The 18,014-nt window shown below is 73.1% G+C and carries 9 protein-coding genes; 5 read left to right on the forward strand and 4 right to left on the reverse strand.

Features of this window, described 5'->3' with window-relative positions:
- Nucleotides 1-191 precede the first annotated feature (191 nt).
- The 3 genes from LUZ64_RS19930 to LUZ64_RS19940 are packed head-to-tail and all read left to right on the forward strand — an operon-like array spanning nt 192 to nt 10,849.
- Complete coding sequence (locus tag LUZ64_RS19930) at nt 192-7,367, forward strand: non-ribosomal peptide synthetase (RefSeq protein ID WP_095583076.1); 7,176 nt, start codon at nt 192-194, stop codon at nt 7,365-7,367.
- A 4-nt stretch (nt 7,368-7,371) separates the two neighbouring features.
- Nucleotides 7,372-9,924, forward strand: coding sequence for an FAD-dependent monooxygenase (locus LUZ64_RS37550; protein WP_095583075.1), 2,553 nt, complete (start codon nt 7,372-7,374; stop codon nt 9,922-9,924).
- 46 nt (nt 9,925-9,970) lie between these two features.
- Nucleotides 9,971-10,849 (forward strand): SDR family oxidoreductase, encoded by an 879-nt coding sequence (locus LUZ64_RS19940; RefSeq protein WP_095583074.1) that lies wholly within the window; start codon nt 9,971-9,973, stop codon nt 10,847-10,849.
- A gap of 45 nt (nt 10,850-10,894) precedes the next feature.
- On the opposite strand, the gene LUZ64_RS19945 is transcribed toward LUZ64_RS19940, so the two are convergent.
- Nucleotides 10,895-11,578, reverse strand: a complete 684-nt coding sequence (locus LUZ64_RS19945; protein ID WP_095583073.1) for an esterase/lipase family protein — start codon at nt 11,576-11,578, stop codon at nt 10,895-10,897.
- A 202-nt stretch (nt 11,579-11,780) separates the two neighbouring features.
- On the opposite strand from LUZ64_RS19945, the gene LUZ64_RS37555 reads away from it, so the two are divergent.
- Nucleotides 11,781-13,268, forward strand: a complete 1,488-nt coding sequence (locus tag LUZ64_RS37555) for a helix-turn-helix domain-containing protein (protein WP_143593349.1) — start codon at nt 11,781-11,783, stop codon at nt 13,266-13,268.
- An 88-nt stretch (nt 13,269-13,356) separates the two neighbouring features.
- Nucleotides 13,357-13,797: a GNAT family N-acetyltransferase gene (locus LUZ64_RS19955; RefSeq protein WP_095583071.1), complete on the forward strand. Its 441-nt coding sequence runs from the start codon at nt 13,357-13,359 to the stop codon at nt 13,795-13,797.
- 77 nt (nt 13,798-13,874) lie between these two features.
- Here LUZ64_RS19955 and LUZ64_RS19960 read toward each other — a convergent pair whose 3' ends face one another.
- The 3 genes from LUZ64_RS19960 to LUZ64_RS19970 form a co-directional block, all read right to left on the reverse strand.
- Nucleotides 13,875-14,951, reverse strand: coding sequence for an alpha/beta hydrolase (locus tag LUZ64_RS19960; protein WP_095583070.1), 1,077 nt, complete (start codon nt 14,949-14,951; stop codon nt 13,875-13,877).
- Between the two features lie 232 nt (nt 14,952-15,183).
- Nucleotides 15,184-16,587, reverse strand: a complete 1,404-nt coding sequence (locus tag LUZ64_RS19965) for a S10 family serine carboxypeptidase-like protein (RefSeq protein ID WP_095583069.1) — start codon at nt 16,585-16,587, stop codon at nt 15,184-15,186.
- 28 nt (nt 16,588-16,615) lie between these two features.
- Nucleotides 16,616-17,830: a phosphatidylserine decarboxylase gene (locus tag LUZ64_RS19970; RefSeq protein ID WP_095583068.1), complete on the reverse strand. Its 1,215-nt coding sequence runs from the start codon at nt 17,828-17,830 to the stop codon at nt 16,616-16,618.
- Nucleotides 17,831-18,014: the final 184 nt, after the last annotated feature.

Raw genomic sequence — 18,014 nt, forward strand, 5'->3', positions numbered from 1 at the left:
GAAGATCACGGCACTCGGCCGGTGTCCGGTATACGCCGCCCATGGGCACTTACGACCGTTGGCGGATTTCCGTCTTGCTTTGCCCGTCCGTTACTCACGATGACCAAACCACTACTCACGAGTAGGCATCATGTCGATCAAGAAAGGGACCGCCGACGACCCGAGCGGTCCACCGTCGAAAGCAGAGCCACATGACCAGTCATGTACAGCGCCCCCTGACGGCCTACCAACGGGACGTCTGGGCCGCGAGCGCGCAGAACCCGGACTCGCCGCAGTTCAACTGCGTCCTCCACGAGCGCCTGCGGGGCAGTGTCGACCGCGACCGGTTAGCCGGGTGCGCGGAGCGCGCGTTACAGCGCCACGAAACGTTTCGGCTGCGGTTCGGCGAGCGCGCGGGGACCCCCTTCCAGTGGGCCGGGCCCGAGGGCGTCCGCGTGGACAGGATCGACTTCGGCCAGGAGCCCGACCCCGGCGCGGCGTGCGCCGCGTGGCTGCGGCGCGCGCTGACCGAGGCCCTGCCGCCCGCCGACGGCCCGCTCGTCCGGGCCACGCTGCTCACCGAAGGTCCCGGCGTCACCCACCTGCACGTCAAGGCGCACCACCTCGTCACCGACGGCTGGACCTTCCACCGGCTCGGCGGCGAGATCCTCGACGACTACGCGCGGACGACGGCGGGCGGTGTGAGCGACTCCCCCGCGACCTCCTACCTCGCGGTCCTCGACGAGGAGGCCGCCTACCGCGCCGGCCCGGACGCCGGCCGGGACCGCGCCTTCCACCGGGAGTCCCTCACCGGTGTGACGCCGGCCCTCTTCGCCCGCGCGGCGGGCGGATCGGCGCGCGGCCGCCAGTCGTTCGTCGTCGACGGCACCCTCGCCGGGAAGGTGCGCGCCGCCGGCCTCTCCCCGTTCGCGTACATCGCCGCCCTGCTCGGCACGTACCTGACGCGCCTGCACCGCGCCGAGGAGGCCGTGCTCGGCGTTCCCCTCCTCAACCGCGCGGGCCCCTGGCGGGACGTCCTCGGCCAGTTCGCCAACACCCTGCCGCTGCGGATCCCCGCGGGCGGCGGACGTACGGTGCGCGAGCTGGTCGCCGGCGCCCAGGACGCGACCCGCGCGCTCCAGCGGCACCAGCGGCTGCCGCTCGGCGACGTCCTCCGCGAGCTGCCCGCCTCCCCCGACGGCCCCCGGCGGCTGTTCGACGTGACGCTCTCCTACATGCGCTGGCCCCGGCCGGCCGCGCCGTCCGGGATCGAGCGGCGTACGGCCCTGATGGCGCCCTCCCACGAACAGGACGCCCTCGGCGTCTACGTCTCCGCCTTCGACGACACCGCCGGCATCCACGTCGACCTGGACTACGCCCGCGACGTCTTCGACGACGACCTGCCCGTCGAGTCGGTCGCCCGCCACCTCACGACGCTCCTGCGCAACGGCGTGGACATGCTGGACGAGCCCGTGTCCACCGTGCCGATGCTGGAGGCCGACGAGTTCGCCGACCTCACCACCGTCCGCTCCCACGGCCCCCGAGTGCCGTACCCGGACGAGGCAACCCTGCACGGCCTGTTCGAGGCCCGGGCCGCCCGGATCCCCGGCGCGACGGCCGTCACCGGCGCCGCCGGGGAGACCCTGACCTACGCCGAGCTCGACGAGCGGGCCAACCGCGTCGCCCGCGCCCTGCGCGCCGAGGGCGTCGGCCCGGACGACCGGGTCGCCGTGATGACCGGGCGCGGGCCGCTGCTGCTCGTGGCCCTGCTGGGCACACTGAAGTCCGGTGGCGCCTATGTACCGGTGGACCGCGGCTACCCGGCCGAGCGCGTACGGTTCCTGCTCGCGGACAGCCGCGCCAAGGTGGTGATCGTGGACGGCGACGCGCCCGCCCCGGAGGTCTCCGAGGGCACGGCCGTCCGCCGGGTCGAGGACCTGCTGCGCGCGGACGGCGCCCCGCTCGCGCCGCTCGCCACCTCCCGCGACCTGGCCTACGTCATCTACACCTCCGGCTCGACCGGCCGCCCCAAGGGCGTGATGGTGGAGCACCACAGCGTCGTCAACCGCCTGGCGTGGATGCAGGGCCGCTATCCGCTCGGGCCGGACGACGTCCTGCTGCAGAAGACCCCGGTCTCCTTCGACGTCTCGGTGTGGGAGCTGTTCTGGTGGGCGATCGAGGGCGCGGGCGTGGCGCTGCTGCCGCCCGGCGGCGAGCGGGACCCGAGGGAGATCCTGCGGACCGTCCGCGAGCGGCGGGTCAGCGTCGTCCACTTCGTGCCCTCCATGCTGGGCCCCTTCCTCGACCTGCTCCAGGAGACCCCGGAGGCCGCGCGGGACCTGGACTCCCTGCGCTACGTCTTCGCCAGCGGCGAGGCCCTGCCCGCCGCGCGCGTGGAGCAGTTCAACCGCGTCTTCGGCACCGGCTCCCCCGTGCGGCTGGTGAACCTCTACGGCCCGACCGAGGCCACCGTCGACGTCTCGTACCACGACTGTCCCCGCGAAGGGGCCGTGACACGGGTGCCCATCGGCCGGCCGATCGACAACACCCGGCTGTACGTGCTGGACGAGGCGGGCCTGCCGCAGCCGGCCGGCGTCGCGGGTGAGCTGTGCGTCGGCGGGGCCGGTGTCGCCCGGGGGTACCTGGACCGGCCGGAACTGACCGCCGAGAGGTTCCGCCGGGACCCGTTCGTCCCGGGCGGCCGGATGTACCGCACCGGCGACCTCGCCCGTCGGCTGGCGGACGGCACCCTGGAGTACCTCGGGCGCATCGACGGCCAGGTGAAGATCCGGGGCAACCGGGTCGAGCCCGGCGAGGTGGCGGCCGCGCTGCGCGCGGTGCCCGGCGTCCGTGACGCCCTCGTCGTCGACCGCACCACCGAGGCCCGTGGCACCTACCTCACCGGCTATTACGTGGCCGACGCGGTCATCGCCCCGGAGTCGCTGCGGGACCGGCTCGGGCGGGACCTGCCCGCGTTCATGGTCCCGGCCCACTTCGTCCGCATCGACGCCGTGCCGCTGACCCCCAACGGCAAGGCCGACCGCCGCGCGCTCCCCGAGCCGGACGACACCCCGCGCGCGGCCGCGCGCCAGGAGGCGCGGAACCACGCCGAAGCGGTCCTGGTCGAGGTCTGGGCCCAGGTGCTGGGCGTCGGGGACGTCGGCGTCCACGACGACTACTTCGCCCTCGGCGGCGACTCGATCCTGATGCTCAAGGTGCGCGCCGAGGCCGAGGCGCGGGGGCTGCGCTTCTCGCTCACCGACCTCGTCAGGAACCCCACGGTCGCCGGACTCGCCGCCCGCGCCGGGAGCGCGGTGGCCCCTGAGGGCGAGGCCGCCCCGCCGCCCTTCGGGCTCGTATCGAAGATCGACCGGGCCCGGCTGGAAGGCGCCGAGGACGCCTGGCCGCTCAGTCGGCTCCAGCTCGGCCTGCTCTACCACAGCCGCCGGGACGAGTCCTCGGCCATGTACAAGGACGTGTTCCTGTACAGCCTCGAACTCCCGTGGGACGAGGAGCGGTTCCGCCGGTCGTTCGCCCGGCTCGCGGCCCGGCACCCGGCGCTGCGCTCCGGCTTCGACCTGGCGGGCTGCTCCGAGCCGCTCCAGGTCGTACGCCCCCGGGTGGACGGCGGCCTGGACGTCGTGGACCTGCGCCCCCTCGACCCGGCCGCCGCCGACGCCGAGGTCCTCGCCCACGTCGAGGAACGCCGACGCCACGCCTACGACTTCGGCCGGGCGCCGCTGTACCTCTTCCGGGCCCACGTCCGGCCCGGGACGGTCGACCTGGTCCTCAGCTTCCACCACGCGCTCCTCGACGGCGGCAGCGTGGCCAACCTCCTCCAGGAGCTCCTCCAGGACTACGCGCACGGCCTCGGCCTGGGCATAGGCCCCGCCGACGCCGCTCCGCTCCCCCCGGCGGCGGCGCACGTACGGGAGGAGCGGGCGGCCCTGGGCTCCGGGGAGGCGCGGCGCTACTGGCGGGAGAAGCTGGCCGGCCACGAACCCCTCCAGATCGAGGCGTTCCGCCCGCACCGCCCGCACACCGGCGGCGGTCCCGTGACGCACTCCGCCGACCTGCCCGACGAGCTGGCCGCCCGGGCCCGGGCGTTCGCCGCCGAGCACGGACTGCCCGTGAAGTCGGTGCTGTTCGCCACGCACTGCCTGACGCTCGCCGTGTTCGCCGGCACCCACGACGTGACCACCGGGCTGGTCACCCACGGACGGCCCGAGCTCGCCCACGCCGAACGCGTCGCCGGGCTCTTCCTGAACACGGTGCCCCTGCGCCTGGACACCGGCCGGGTCAGCCTGCTGGACGTGGTGCGGGAGGCCTTCCGGCAGGAGCAGGAGGGGCACGCCCACCGCCGCTACCCGCTGAGCGCCGTCCAGGAGGACCACGGCGGCCCCGTCCTGGACACCGCCTTCAACTACGTGCGCTTCCACCAGCTCGCCGAGGTCCTGGGCCTGCCCGGCGTGCGCCTGAGGGCCTTCCGCACCTGGGAGGAGACCAACTTCCGGCTCCTGGTGAACGCGGTCACCGACCCCGACGGCGGACGCGTACGGCTGAGGATCGACGGTGACGGCGAGACGTTCTCCGCCGAACGCGCCGAGCTCTACGCCCGGGCGTTCCTCCGGGTCCTGCGCAAGCTGCTGGAGGAACCGCACGCCGAGCCCGACTTCGCCTTCCTCGCCGACCGGCCGGTCCTCGCGAAGGCCGTGGCCCACCCCACCGTCGTCGGACTCTTCACGGAGCGGGCCGCCCGCGCCCCGCTGGCGACCGCGCTGGTCAAGGGTGAGGAGCGGTGGAGCTACGGGCGGCTGGCCGAGGCCGCCGGCCATGTGGCGGACCGGCTGCGCGCGCTCGGGGCCCGGCCCGGGGCCCGGATCGGCATCGCGATGGACCGGTCGCCCGAGATGATCGCCGTGCTGCTGGGCGTGCTGGGCGCCGGATGCGCGGTGGTGCCGCTGGACGTCGGCTACCCGGCCGGGCGGCTGGCCGCGATGCTGCGGGCGGCGCGGCCCTTCCGGGTCGTCGCCCACGCCCCGTACGCCCACCTCGCCGGCGACCCCTCGCTGGTCCTGCCCGCCGAGCACCTGACCGAGGGGCCGCCGTCCTTCGCGGAACCGTTCGCGGACGCGCCGCCGGTCGACGCCGGCAGCGCCGCCTACGTCCTGTTCACCTCCGGTTCCACCGGCACGCCCAAGGGCGTGACGATGCCGCACCGCTCCCTGGCCGCCCTCGTCGCCTGGCAGAACGGGACCGCGAGCGGCGCCGCGGGCGGGTCGACCCTCCAGTACGCGCCGCTGAGCTTCGACGTCTCCTTCCAGGAGATCTTCTCCACCCTGTGCTCCGGCGGCACCCTGCACCTGGTGGGCGACGCCGAACGGCGCGACATGCCCCGCCTGCTGCGGCTCCTGGACCGCGAGGGCGTCGAGCGGGTCTTCCTCCCCTACGTCGCGCTCCAGCAGCTGGCCGAGACCTCGGCCGCCCTGGGCGTCGTCCCCCGCGCCCTGCGGGTGCTGGTCTCCTCCGGCGAACAACTGCGCGTCACCCAGGAGATCCGCGGGCTGTGCGCCGCGTTGCCCGGCGCCGTCCTGGAGAACCAGTACGGGCCGACCGAGACGCATGTCGCCACCGCCTTCACCATGACCGGGGACCCGGCCGCGTTCCCCGCCCTGCCGCCGATAGGCCGCCCCGTGGCCGGGGCCGAGGCGCATGTGCTGGACGACCGGATGCGCCCGGTGCCCGCCGGGGCGCGCGGCGTGATCCACCTCGGCGGCGCCTGCCTGGCCGACGGCTACGAGGGCCGCCCGGACCTGACCAAGGAGCGCTTCGTCCCGCACCCCTTCGCCTGCGCGGAGCGACGCCTCTACGACACCGGCGACCTCGGCCTGGTGCTGCCGGACGGGACGATCGCGTACGCCGGGCGGGCCGATTCCCAGGTCAAGGTGCGCGGATTCCGCGTCGAGACCGCGGAGGTGGAGCTCGCCCTCACCGGGCTCGCCGCCCGGTACCCGGCCCTGCGCGACGCGGCCGTCGTGGCACGGCGGCGCGACGACGGCGACTCCTTCCTCGCGGCCTTCCTCGTCGGCGAGGGCACGGACGCCGACCTGGCCGGCGCCCGCGAACACCTGCGCGCCACGCTTCCCGACCACATGGTCCCCGCGCACCTCCAGTGGGTGACGTCGCTTCCCCTGACCCCCAGCGGCAAGCGCGACGACGCCGCGCTGCGCCGCATCCCGCTCACCACCGCCGCCGGTGCCACCGGGACCTACGCCGAGCCGCGCGACGCCCACGAGCGCGCGCTCGCCGAGATGTTCGCGGACCTGCTGGGGCTGCCCTCCGTCGGCGTGCGCGACAGCCTCTTCGACCTCGGCGGCACCTCGCTCACCGCCATGCGGCTCGTCGTCCGGATCGAGCAGCGCTACGGCGTCGGCATCCCGCTGTCCGGGTTCGTGGCCGCGCCGACCGTGGCCGCGCTCGCGGCGCGGCTGCGCGAGGGCGACGCGGTCGCCGCGTACGACCCCGTGGTGCCCATCCGCCCGGAGGGCACCCGCCGCCCGCTGTTCATGGTCCACCCCATGGGCGGCAACGTCCTGTGCTACGTCCCCTTCGCCCGGCACCTGCCCGACGACCAGCCGCTGTACGCCCTCCAGGCGGCCGGCGCGGACCCCGGCACCACCCCGCTGCGCACCGTCGAGGAGATCGCGGCCCGCTACGTCGCCGCACTGCGCGAGGTGCGGCCCAAGGGCCCGTACGCCGTCGGCGGATGGTCTTTCGGCGGCTTCGTCGCCTTCGAGATCGCCCGGCAGCTGAGGGCGGCGGGCGAGGAAGTGTCCCACCTGGTGCTGCTGGACACCACCGCCCTGGACCGCGGGGCGCGTGCCCGGCACGACGACGACGCGCTGCTGCGGTGGTTCTTCTGGGAGCTGCTCCTGCTGGAACGCGGAGGCGACTCCCCGATGGAGCACATCCCGGACGAACTGGTCTCCCTGGAGGAGAAGTTCGACTTCATCGCCCGGCTGGCGACCGACGCGGGCGTCCTGCCCGCGGGCAGCTCCGGAGCCGTCATCCGCCGCCTCTTCGGCGTCTACCGGGCCAACTGGCGGGCGACCCTGGACTACCGGCCGGACGTCCAGGACCAGGACCTCACGCTCGTCCGGGCGAAGCAGCCGCTGCCGGAGGTCCTCACCGCCATGCACGGCGCCGCCGGCAGCCGCCACCAGGACCGGACCAACGGCTGGCGCGACATGACCAACGGACTGCTCCGCGTCGTCGACGTGCCCGGCGACCATCTCACGATCATGGAGGAACCGTACGTGGAACACGTGGCCAGGACCGTCGCGGAACTGATCGGGACCGGCAACGCCGGCTCCCCCGGGGGGCGGTGACACCATGACGGGACACGCACGCGACCGGGCGCCCGCCAAGGCCCTCGTCATCGGCGCCGGCATCGGCGGCCTGGCCTGCGCCGTCGCCCTCCGCAAGGCCGGCCTCCGGGTCGAGGTGTACGAGCGCGCGGGCGAGCTGCGCGCGGCGGGGTCCGGCCTCTCCGTGATGAGCAACGCCGTCGCCGCGCTGGCCACCCTCGGCATCGATCTCGGCCTGGAGAAGCGCGGCCGGGTCGTGGAGTCGTTCGTGGTCATGGACCACACCGGCGAGGAGATACGCGACATCCCCTTCAAGGAGGTCTGCGACAAGGTGGGCGCGCCGAGCGTCTGCCTGAGCCGCTCGGACCTCCAGGAGGCCCTGCTCGACGCGGCCGGCGGCCTCCCCGTCCATCTGGGCGCGGCCGCCACCGGTTACGAGACCGACGAGGCGGGCGTCACCGTCCGTTTCGAGGACGGGAGTTCGGCCCGCGGCGACCTCCTGATCGGCGCCGACGGCTTCCACTCGGCGGTGCGCGCGCGGCTCACCGGCGGCGCCGAGCCCTCCGAGGACAGCGGCTACGTCTGCTGGCTCGGCATCGTGCCCTTCGACCACCCGGTGCTCACCCCGGGCGCCGTGCGCCACTACTGGGGCAGCGGGCAGCGGTTCGGCCTCATCGACATCGGTCACGGCCGCTACTACTGGTGGGGCACCAAGGCCATGCCCGCCGCCCGCTCGCACACCTGGGACGGCACCAAGGACGAGATCGTCCGGGCGTACGAGGGATGGGCCGACGAGGTGCGGGCGGTGATCGAGGCCACCCCGGCGGAGGACGTCATCGCCGTGCCCTCCCGCGACCGCGCCTTCCTGGAGCGCTGGGGCGACGGGCCCGTGACCCTGCTCGGCGACGCCGCCCACCCCATGCTGACCACGCTCGGCCAGGGGTCGGCCATGGCCGTCGAGGACGCCGTCGTCCTCGCGCACACCCTCGCCGAGCCGGGGGCCCTGGACGACCTGCCGCTCGCCCTGCGCACGTACGAGGACCGGCGCCGCGACCGCACCCGGGCCATGGTCGCCGCCTCCCGGGCGATGAGCGACCTCGAACAGGCCGGCACACCCGGCCTGCGGAAGGTGCGGGACGACTACTTCCGGCTGACGCCCCGTGAGGAGCTCGCCCGGCAGAACGAGGAGGCCCTCACCTTCCCCGGCGTCCCCGGCCCGGAGCCGCGCGTGCGGCGCCCGCTCAGCCCGCTGGAGCGCTGGTACTGGACGGCCGACCGGACCTCACCGCTCAGCGGCGTCATCCGGGCCCGGCTGCACGGCCCCGCGCCGCTGCCGCTGCTGCGCCGCGCCCTCGACGTCGTCCAGGCCCGGCACCCCCTGCTGCGGGTCGCGATCACCGGTGACGAGGAAGGGGCGGAGCCCGCCTTCCGGCCGGTGGCCGGGCGGCCGATCCCGCTGCGCCACGTCGTGGTGCCGCCCGAGGACCCGTCGGCCGGCACCCGGTGGGAGCGCGAGGTCGAGGAGCACGAGCTCGCCGAGGGCATCGACTGGCGCACCGGCCCGCTGGTACGCGCCACCGTGATCAGCCGGCAGACGGCCGACGACGACCCGGAGGGCGTCCACGACCTGCTGCTCGCCGCCTCGCACTGCGTCGCCGACGGCATGACGGGCCTGGCCGTCCTCAGGGAGTGGATCGAGACCGCCGCACGGCTCGCGGCCGGCGAGGAGCCGTCCCGCGCCTCCCTCCGGGTGCTGCCCGCGGCGGAGGACCTGCTGCCCGCCCGGCACCGGGGCGCCGAGGGCGCGGACCGGCTTACGGCCCTGCTGGAGCGCGACGAGCGGGAGGCCGCGCGGCTGCGACCGCGCCGGGTGGTGCCCAGCGGACCCGTGCCCTTCGGGGAGCGGCGCACCCGGTGGCTGCCCAGGTCCCTGGACGCGGGGCAGCTGGAGCTGCTGAGGAGGGCGTGCAAGCGGCACGGGACCACGGTGCACGGGGCGCTCGCCGCCGCCATGGTCACCGCCGTCGCCCGGGAGGCGGGCACCACGGAGCCCGCGTACTTCTCGATCGGCTCGCCCGTCGACTTCCGGGCCGAGCTGGAGCCCGCCGTCGCCCCCGGCGAGGCGGGCTCGTACGCGGCCACCCTCCCGTCCCGCGTCCTGTACCGGCCGGGCGGGCCGCTGTGGCCGCTGGCCGGGGCCGTCGTCCGGGAGCTGACGGAGCGCCGGAAGCGCGAGGAGCACCTGGCCGTGGTCAACCTGCTGGAGCGGGTGGGGCCGAAGTCGTCGGCGGACGGCGAGCCGTTCATGCGGTACATGGACGAGCGGGGGCCGCTCAACCTGTGCCTGTCCAACCTCGGCCGTTACGACTTCCCCGATCTGGTGGGCCCCTGGCGCGTCTCCGGCACCCAGGTGGTCGCGGCCGTCTCGGTGACGGGTGCCGTCGTGGCGACCGCCACCACCAGCCACGGCCGCCTCGCGTGGAATTTCAGCTACGTCGACGGGCTCGTACCGGCCGCGCGCGCGGAGCGGCTCGCCGACGAGTCCGTGCGCGTCGTACTGGCCGCCGTCCTCGATTGACCCGCACCCGCGGCAGACACAAGAACTCGCGATAAGGAGAGAGCAGTTGATCCGACAGTCGAAGCCCATCCCTCCGGCCGGCCGCGCCGTAGTCCTCACCGGGGCCTCCTCCGGGCTCGGCGAGGAGTGCGCGCTCCATCTGGAGCGGCGCGGCTTCCGCGTCTTCGCCGGTGTCCGCAGGGCGGAGGACGGCGAGAAGCTGCGCGCCGAGGCGTCCTCCGCCCGGCTGCGGCCGGTGATCCTGGACGTGACCGACGAGGACTCCGTCCGGACGGCGGCGGCCGAGGTCGCCGACGCGACGGGCGGGCAGGGCGTGTGGGCGGTGGTGAACAACGCCGGTACGTGCGTGTCGGCACCGCTGGAGTGCGTCCCGCCCGAACGGCTCCGGGCACAGCTGGACACCAACGTCGTCGGGGCGGTCGCCGTCACCCAGGCGTTCCTGCCGCAGCTGCGGCGCGCCCGGGGGCGCGTCGTCAACGTCTCCTCGGGCCTGGGCGCCGTCGCGATGCCCTACCTCGGCGCCTACGCCACGGGGCAGTTCGCCAAGGAGGGCATGAGCGACGTCCTCCGGCGCGAGCTGCGGCCCTTCGGCGTCTCGGTGTCGGTGGTGCGGCCGGGCACGATCGCGACACCGATCTGGGACAAGGTGCGGGAGGCCGGCGAGGAGCTCCTGGGCCGGGCGCCCGAGGAGGTCGCCGGCCTCTACCGGGCGTCGTTCGAACGCTTCCTGGACATGAACGAGGAGCGGGCGCGGACGAGCGGGACCCGGCCCGAGGACTTCGCGCGCACGGTCTTCCGGGCGCTGACCGCCCCTCGGGCCAGGACCCGCTACCACGTCGGCACCGATGCCCGGACGGCCGCGGTGCTGTCCCGGCTGCTGCCGGACGCCGCGCTGGACCGGGCGTTCACCCGGCTCACCGGCTGACGGCGGCCGTCCGCGACGGCCGCCGGGTGCCGTGCCGCGCGGCCGTCAGGCGCCCTTGACGAACGCGGCGACCTGCGACAGCAGCGAGCCGTCGACCAGGTAGGCGAGGTGTTCCTCGCACAGGACGAAGGTGTTGACGGCGCCGTCGAGCACGGTGCTCGTGAAGGGGTTGATGATCTCGTCGCAGGGCGAGTACCAGGTGCGGTAGGCGACGGGGCCGGGGGTCTCGTCGCCCACCGTCAGGGTGGTGAGGAACTCCGAGCCGGGGATCATCTCCTTGCACGACGGGGACACGATCGTGCAGAGGTTGGAGACCTTCGTGCCGTGGTGGGCGCCCGCGAGGGAGGCCACCCGGCCGACGTTCGCCGTCCCGCCGAGCTGCTTGATGTACCACATCGTGACCATGCCGCCCATGGAGTGGTTCACGATGTCGACCTTCTTCGCCCCGGTGTCGTGCTTCACCTTGTCGACGAAGTCGGCCAGGCCCTGCGCGGTCGTCCGGTTGGAGGCATTGAAGTCGTAGGAGAAGGTGAACAGTTCGGACTTGTCGTATCCGGCCTTCTCGAACGCCGACCGCGCGGGTTCCCAGATGGCGCCGGAGCCGAGGTAGCCGTGCACGAACACGACCGGCGCGCGGGGTGTCACGGCCTCGGCGGTGCCGGTCTGACCGGCCATGACGGTGCCGGCCGCGGCCGCCGCCGCGACGAGTGCTCTCGTGATCCTTCGCATGGGTGCCTCCGTCGGTCATCGGTGAGGAATCGACTGCGGGGAGCATGCGGCCACGGCGCTTGTCTGCGAATCGGCGAAATCGCCAGGGTGTTCCGGCCGGTAAGGGCCGCACCGGCCCGCCCACTCCCCAAGGGGGTTTACTTACAGGTAACTTGTTCGCCATCCCTGGAACCGGAGCCCCGTCCGAGCGAGGAGGGAACAGGTGCGAGACCCCGCACGCCGGATGCACCTCCGCTGTTCCGTGGCGCTCACCCGGGCCGCGGAGCGCGCGGAGGACCAGCCGACGCACACGGCTCGGCTGGCGTCGGCCGCGTGCCACGCCCGGCTCGCCGGACTGCCGCGGCGGGCCACGGCCCTGGACGCGCTCGCCCTGCTGCGGACCGCCGAGGCCGCCTGGTCGGCCGGCGACCGCGCGGGCTTCCTCGCCGCGGCGCGGCGCCTCGGCGCGCACGGCGGGGTGCCCGGCCCGGTCCGGGACTACCACCTCGGTGTCGCGGCGGCGATGTGCGGCGACGGGCGGCTGTCGGCCGCCCTGTTCCGCACGGGCTGCCGGACCGCTCCCGAGGACGACGCGCGCGCCCTGCTGCACGCCTCCCGTTCCGCGATGGTGCTCGGCCGGCTGCCGCAGGCGCGGGCGCTGGCGACCTCGGCGCTGGTCCGGGCCGGCCGGCACCCCGCCGCGGTGCCGAGGCTCCTCACCCACCTCGCCCTGGTCGAGCTAGTCGCCGACCAGTACGCGCGTGCCGAGTCGCACGCCCTGCGGGGCCTGGACGCCGCGCTCGCCGCCGGACGCCCCGATCTCGCGGCGCACCTGCGGGGCGTCCTCGCGATGGCCGCCTCGGTCCGCGGGGACGACGGCGGCTGCCGGGCCCACGCGCGGGCGGCCCTGGCGACGGCGCGGGCCCACGGCCTGATGGTCCCGGCCGTGCTGGCGACCTGGAGCCTGGGCCTGCTCGACCTCGCCGGCAATCTGCCGGTGGAGGCGGTGGAGCGGCTGCGGCCGCTCGTCCTCGGCACCTCCTCGGTGCACCACTTCGCCTGGCGGCAGCGCGTGATCCCGTACTTCGTGGAAGCCGTCGCCCTGGCCGCGCCCGCGCTCCCCGCGGTGGGCCGGGAACGGGCCGTCCGCCAGGCGCGGGCCACGCTGCGCTGCTTCGAGGAGTGGGCGGAGGTGAGCGCCGACCGGCAGGCCCGCGCCACGGCGCTGCGCTGCCGGGCGCTGCTGGCCGCCCCCGGCGCCGCGGACCCGGCCTTCGACCGGGCCCTCGCCCTGATGGAGGGCGCGGGGAGCGAGTTCGCGCAGGCGCGCACCAGCCTGCTGGCCGGCATGTCCCTCCGGCGGCGGCGCAGGCCGGGCGAGGCGTGCGCCCATCTCCGGGGCGCCATGCTCCGCTTCGAGGCGTGCGGGGCGGACGTATGGGTGGAGCGGGCCAGGGACGAGATGCGCGCGGCCGGGCGCGCGGAGCCGGACACCCGGCCGCGCGCGCTGGCCTCGCTCACCCCGCAGCAGCTCCGGGTGGCCCGGCACGTGGCCGAGGGCCGCACCAACAGGGAGGTCGCCGCGCTGCTCACCCTCAGCCACCGGACCGTCGACCACCACCTGCGCAACGTCTTCGCGACGCTCGGCATCCGCTCCCGGGTCCAGCTGGTGCACGCCCTGGCTCCCGGCGGTGATCCGCCGGGAGCCTGAGGCGGTCGGACGCCGCCGGCCCCTCGTGAGCGGCGGGTCCGGGGCGGGAAGGGGGTGAAGCCCGGCCGACGCCCCCTAGAGTGCCCGTGTGAAGATCATCGACCTGGAGCCCGGTGACCCCCGGCTCATATCCGACCTGTTCCCCGTCCTCCACCAGCTCCGCCCCCACCTCACCGAGGACCTCCTCCGTGACGTCTACGCGGAGGGCCACGCCCAGGGCCTGAGGTTCACGGCCGCCTACGCCGACGACGGCCGCTGCGTCGGCGCCTCCGGCTGGCGCGTCGTCGTCAACACCAGCACGATCCGCTCGCTGTACGTCGACGACCTGGTGACCGCGGCCGACGCGCGCTCGACCGGTGTCGGGCACGAGCTGCTCGCCCACCTGGAGGCGCACGCCCGCGAGGCGGGCGCCCATGTGTTCGTCCTGGACTCGGGCACCCACCGCACCGACGCGCACCGTTTCTACCTGCGGGAGCGGATGGCCATCTCCGCCTTCCACTTCACCAAGGACCTGAAGCCGCAGGGCTGAGCCGGAACGGGAAGGGGGGACGGCGGCCGGGCGGTATTTCTTCACCCCGGCCGCCGTCCCACCTCCCCCGTCCGCGGTCAGGACGCGGGCGTCGGGCCCTGCATGTTCTTGCTGATGTACTGGATCAGACCGCCCAGTTCCATGTTCGGCACGTAGGTGTGGGCGTCGTGCTGCCCGCCGGGTATCTCGTGCAGCATCGTGTGGACGGGCCCCTTCCCGTACTGCGCGCGGAACTGCTTGACCTGGCTCATCACCGACGCCGGTTCGGCGGTGCCGACCTGGAAGGCGAGGTAGACGTCCGGCTTCCCGCTGTCGGCCAGCCGCTTGGCGAGCACCTGCGGATTGTTCTCCTGCTTCTCCTTCTCGTGGCCGGCCCAGAGCGGGGAGTCCGGCACGATGTCCGGGCCGGAGGCGATGGCGGCCTTGAACTTGTCCGGGTGCTTCAGGACGGCCTTCATACCCGCGAAACCGCCGGAGGAGGAGCCCATGAACGCCCAGCCGTCACGGGACTTGATGGTGCGGAAGTTGGCCTTGACCAGGTCCGGGACGTCCTCGGTCAGCCAGGTGCCCATCTTCTCGTGGCCGGGGATGTCACTGCCGTCGCGGTAGAACTTCTTGTCCGGGTTGAGCGCGGGCATCACCACGATGAAGGGCAGGCTCTTGCCCTCCTGGGACCACTTGGCGATGCTCGACTGGAGCTTGAGGTCGGTGCCCATCCAGTAGTTCTGCTGGGCACCCTCGCCGCCGGGGAGGGCGATCAGGACCGGGAAGCCGCTCTTGGCGTACTTCGGGTCCTTGTACTCCTTGGGGGCCCACACCCACACCTTGCCGGTGAAGCCCGACTTCGCGCCGTGCAGCGTCGTCTTAGCGATCTTGGTGCCGTCGCCGAGCGTCGTCTCGACCCTCAGGTCGGCCTCGGGGCCCGTCGGCATCAGGGTCCCCGCGTCGGCGGGCCGCGCGGCGGCGCCGCCGCCCTTGTCGTCCCCGAAGCTGATGGGGTCGCCCTTGTCGGAGAAGACGTCGAAGTGGTCGAGGACCGGCCAGGAGGCCACGCCCAGGACCAGCGCGGCGATCACCGCGACGGACCACTTCCTCGCCCGTGACATACGGCCGGGGCGGCGCGCGCGGTAGGTCCTGCGGGACGGGTGGGACATGGCGGAACTCCAGGGTGGTACCGGCCGGTGCGACGCGCGCCGGTCCGAGCGGGATGATCTGCCTCTAGGGAGAGGCGCGTCCCGCCAGGAGTTCCTTCTGTCATGGAATGCTCATATTCGGCGGCCGGGCCGGAGGCGTCCGCGCACGGCCGGAACCGGCCCGCGGGAAGGCGGATTCCCGCGGGCCGGTCCTGTCAGGTGATTCCGGCCGGAGCCGGCCGCCCGGGCGCCGTCACGCCTTCCGCTGACCGGCGTCGCCGTTGACCGGCTTGAGCGGCTGCTGCGGGTCGTAACCGGCGAAGGGACGGTCGAAGAGCCAGTTGTAGAGCATCTCCCGGCAGATCTGCGGCTGGAACGCCGGCACCTCGTGTCCGGAGTCGGGCACACTGACCTGCGTCAGGTTCCCCCGGCGACGGACGAACCCCTTCGGGTCCCCCTGCGCCTGGGTCCAGATCACCCGGGGGGCGTTGCGCCACTCCGCGTGCTCCTGCGGGCCCTTGCGCCGCATCAGGTCGTCGAGGATCTCCTCGGTGCTCTGGTAGCCGCAGGCGGTGTCGAAGTTCCCGGTGTACAGCAGGGTCTTGTAACCCTTGTCGACGAGCTCGGTGTACAGGCCGGAGGCGTCCGCCATGTTGTCCTTCACCAGCGCTTCGGCCACCGGTCCCGCGTTGTCGGCGCATTGCCATGGCACGTCCGTGCGCACGTGCAGGGCGTTCTTCACGTCCGCGCTGTCCAGATAGGCGCGCAGCGCCCCCATGGGAAGGTCGTCCCAGCGCCGCACGTCGTAGAAGTCGAAGTCGCCCCCGTAGGCCAGGACGTCGGCCACCAGGTCGTTGCCGAGCTTGGTCGCCTTCTTCGTCTTCCCCTCATGGAGGGCGGCCTGGAAGACGGCGTAGTCCTCGTACAGGGATTCCTTCTGCCCGATACCGAGGAAGCCGGTCGTGTAGGCGTAGTCGATGAGCACGCGGAGCGACAGCTCCGGCTTGATCCAGCCGTTGCCGACGGATATCCCCCGGAGGTCGAGGTGCTGTCCCTCCTGCCGGCGGTTCCGCTCGTCGATCTCCAGGGCGATCGCCGGTACGTACTTGCCGGCGTAGCTCTCCCCGCAGACGTACAGCGGACACCGCGCGTACTCCGGGTGCGCGCCGAAGAACTTCTGGAGGGCCTCCCAGAACATCCCGGCGAGGGCCTTCTCGCCCTTGACGTACTCGCCCGCGTCGGAATAGCTGTACCCGGTACCGAGGGGCTGGTCCCAGTAGACGACGTGCGCTTCCTGGTTCCAGGTGGTGGAGGTCACCGATACCGTCCCGGCGGCGTCGTCGCCGATGGCCAGCGGCCCGTTCTCCATGAACAGCCCCAGCAGCGAGGAGGCGCCCGGCCCGCCGTTGAGCCAGATCAGCAGCGGTGTACTGCTGATCAGCTCCTGCTGGTCCGCGACCGCGACATGGGGATTGCAGGTCTGGCTCTCGAAGAACCAGTAGAACAGGTGGTTCTCGCTGCCCGGGTTCTCCGTGCTGTCGATGTGCGCGTACCCCGAGTAGGAGCGCGCCTTCTTGGCGCCCCGGGTGTTGAGGTCGATGCTCATCGTGTTGGGGATGTTCGCGGGTATCGAGGTGACGAGGTCGTCGTGGAACATGGTTCACCCATCCTTTCCGGCGGCTGGATCAGGAGGCCAGGGGGCGGCGGCGCTGGGACCTGGTGAGGTACGAGTGGCTGAACAGCCCGGCCGCCCGCCGCGGGTCCTCAAGGACGCCGATGCGCTGTCCCTGGAGGAGCTGGAGCGCGGGGAACCGGCCCTTCTCGAAGAGCAGGATGTTCAGCGACCCGCCGTACTTGAAGTTCCCGATCTGCTCGCCCTTCTTGACCGGGACCGGCTCCTCGATCGGGCCCCTGAACCTCTTGCGGAAGTTCACGGAGGCGATCGAGTTGAGGCCGACGGGCACCATTCCGACGTAGCCCTCGCCGTCCGGCTTTCCCTCGGAATTCAGGTACCTGGTCCTGATGACGAGGTATCCGCGGCGGAAGTCGTCGAACATCGAGTAGTCGTATCCGTAGCCGACGTTGCCCTTGTCGAGCAGTCCGGGGAAGTCCCGCATCCCGTAGTACACGCCGGGGAGGTTCTCGGACGCCTCCACCACCTCGCCCGCCACCGGGGCGTGGTACCAGTGGTAGCTGTCGGGCATCAGGATGCACGACACCGCGGTACCGCCGAGGAACTTCTCGGCGTAGCTGGAGTTCCCGAGCAGCTGCGCGACGTTCATGCTCACCGTCTTGACCGGGATCGGCGTGTCCTCGGTCAGCTCGTCGACGATCATGTTGATGACGCAGTCGGCGGGGGCCACCACCACGCTGTCGTCACCTTCGGCGTCGACCCGCCGGGGTTCCTTGAGCTGCCGGACGAAGAAGTCGTTGAAGGTCTTCCAGTCCTCCTTCTTGTACTCGCCCATGCGCTTCTTGCCGAGCTCCTTGACCCATTTCTCGATGAGCTTCTGGGCCCGCGGCCCTTCCTCGTCCATCTGCAGGCCCTGCAGATGCGTGAAGTCGGCGGTCATCTCGTAGCCCGGACCACAGGTCACGAAGACCATGCCGTAGTCGTTCTCGTAGTTGAGCCAGCTGAACTTCTCGATGTAGTCCAGCCCGTCGTTGACCCCCGACCGCCACTTGTACCACCCCTCGAAGAAGTCGCACAGGAACCGGATGTCCTTGTTCTTCCAGTCGCAGCGCACCTCTTCCGGGGTGTCGTCCGGGTACGTGACCACGTTCGCGACCGCCGCGTCGTACAGGGTCCGGAAACCCTCGTGGTTGGTGTCGTACCACATGGTGATCTTCTTGAGGAACTCACCGAGATCCTTGGAGAACCGCTCGCCGTTCTGCGCCATTCCGCTGTCTCCTTCTGCGCGGGGGAACCTTCGACCGGACGCGGGACCGCCCTGTACACCGCCGCTCAATCTGTCGCGTTCCCGGGCCCGGCCGCGAGCGCACGAAATGGCCACGGGACAACACACGCACCAGGAGCACCGGAAGCCTCTCGACTCCCCGGCTCCTCAGGGCGGCGACGCTTTC

Origin of the sequence: Streptomyces albireticuli (genome assembly GCF_021228125.1) — a bacterium.
Classification (GTDB): Bacteria; Actinomycetota; Actinomycetes; order Streptomycetales; family Streptomycetaceae; genus Streptomyces; species Streptomyces albireticuli.

Excerpts from the sequence above, each read along its gene's own strand:
- LUZ64_RS19930 (WP_095583076.1), top strand. The coding sequence starts at position 192 with ATGACCAGTCATGTACAGCGCCCCCTGACGGCCTACCAACGGGACGTC.
- LUZ64_RS37550 (WP_095583075.1), top strand. The coding sequence starts at position 7,372 with ATGACGGGACACGCACGCGACCGGGCGCCCGCCAAGGCCCTCGTCATC.
- LUZ64_RS19945 (WP_095583073.1), bottom strand. The coding sequence starts at position 11,578 with ATGCGAAGGATCACGAGAGCACTCGTCGCGGCGGCGGCCGCGGCCGGC.
- LUZ64_RS19960 (WP_095583070.1), bottom strand. The coding sequence starts at position 14,951 with ATGTCCCACCCGTCCCGCAGGACCTACCGCGCGCGCCGCCCCGGCCGT.
- LUZ64_RS19965 (WP_095583069.1), bottom strand. The coding sequence starts at position 16,587 with ATGTTCCACGACGACCTCGTCACCTCGATACCCGCGAACATCCCCAAC.
- LUZ64_RS19970 (WP_095583068.1), bottom strand. The coding sequence starts at position 17,830 with ATGGCGCAGAACGGCGAGCGGTTCTCCAAGGATCTCGGTGAGTTCCTC.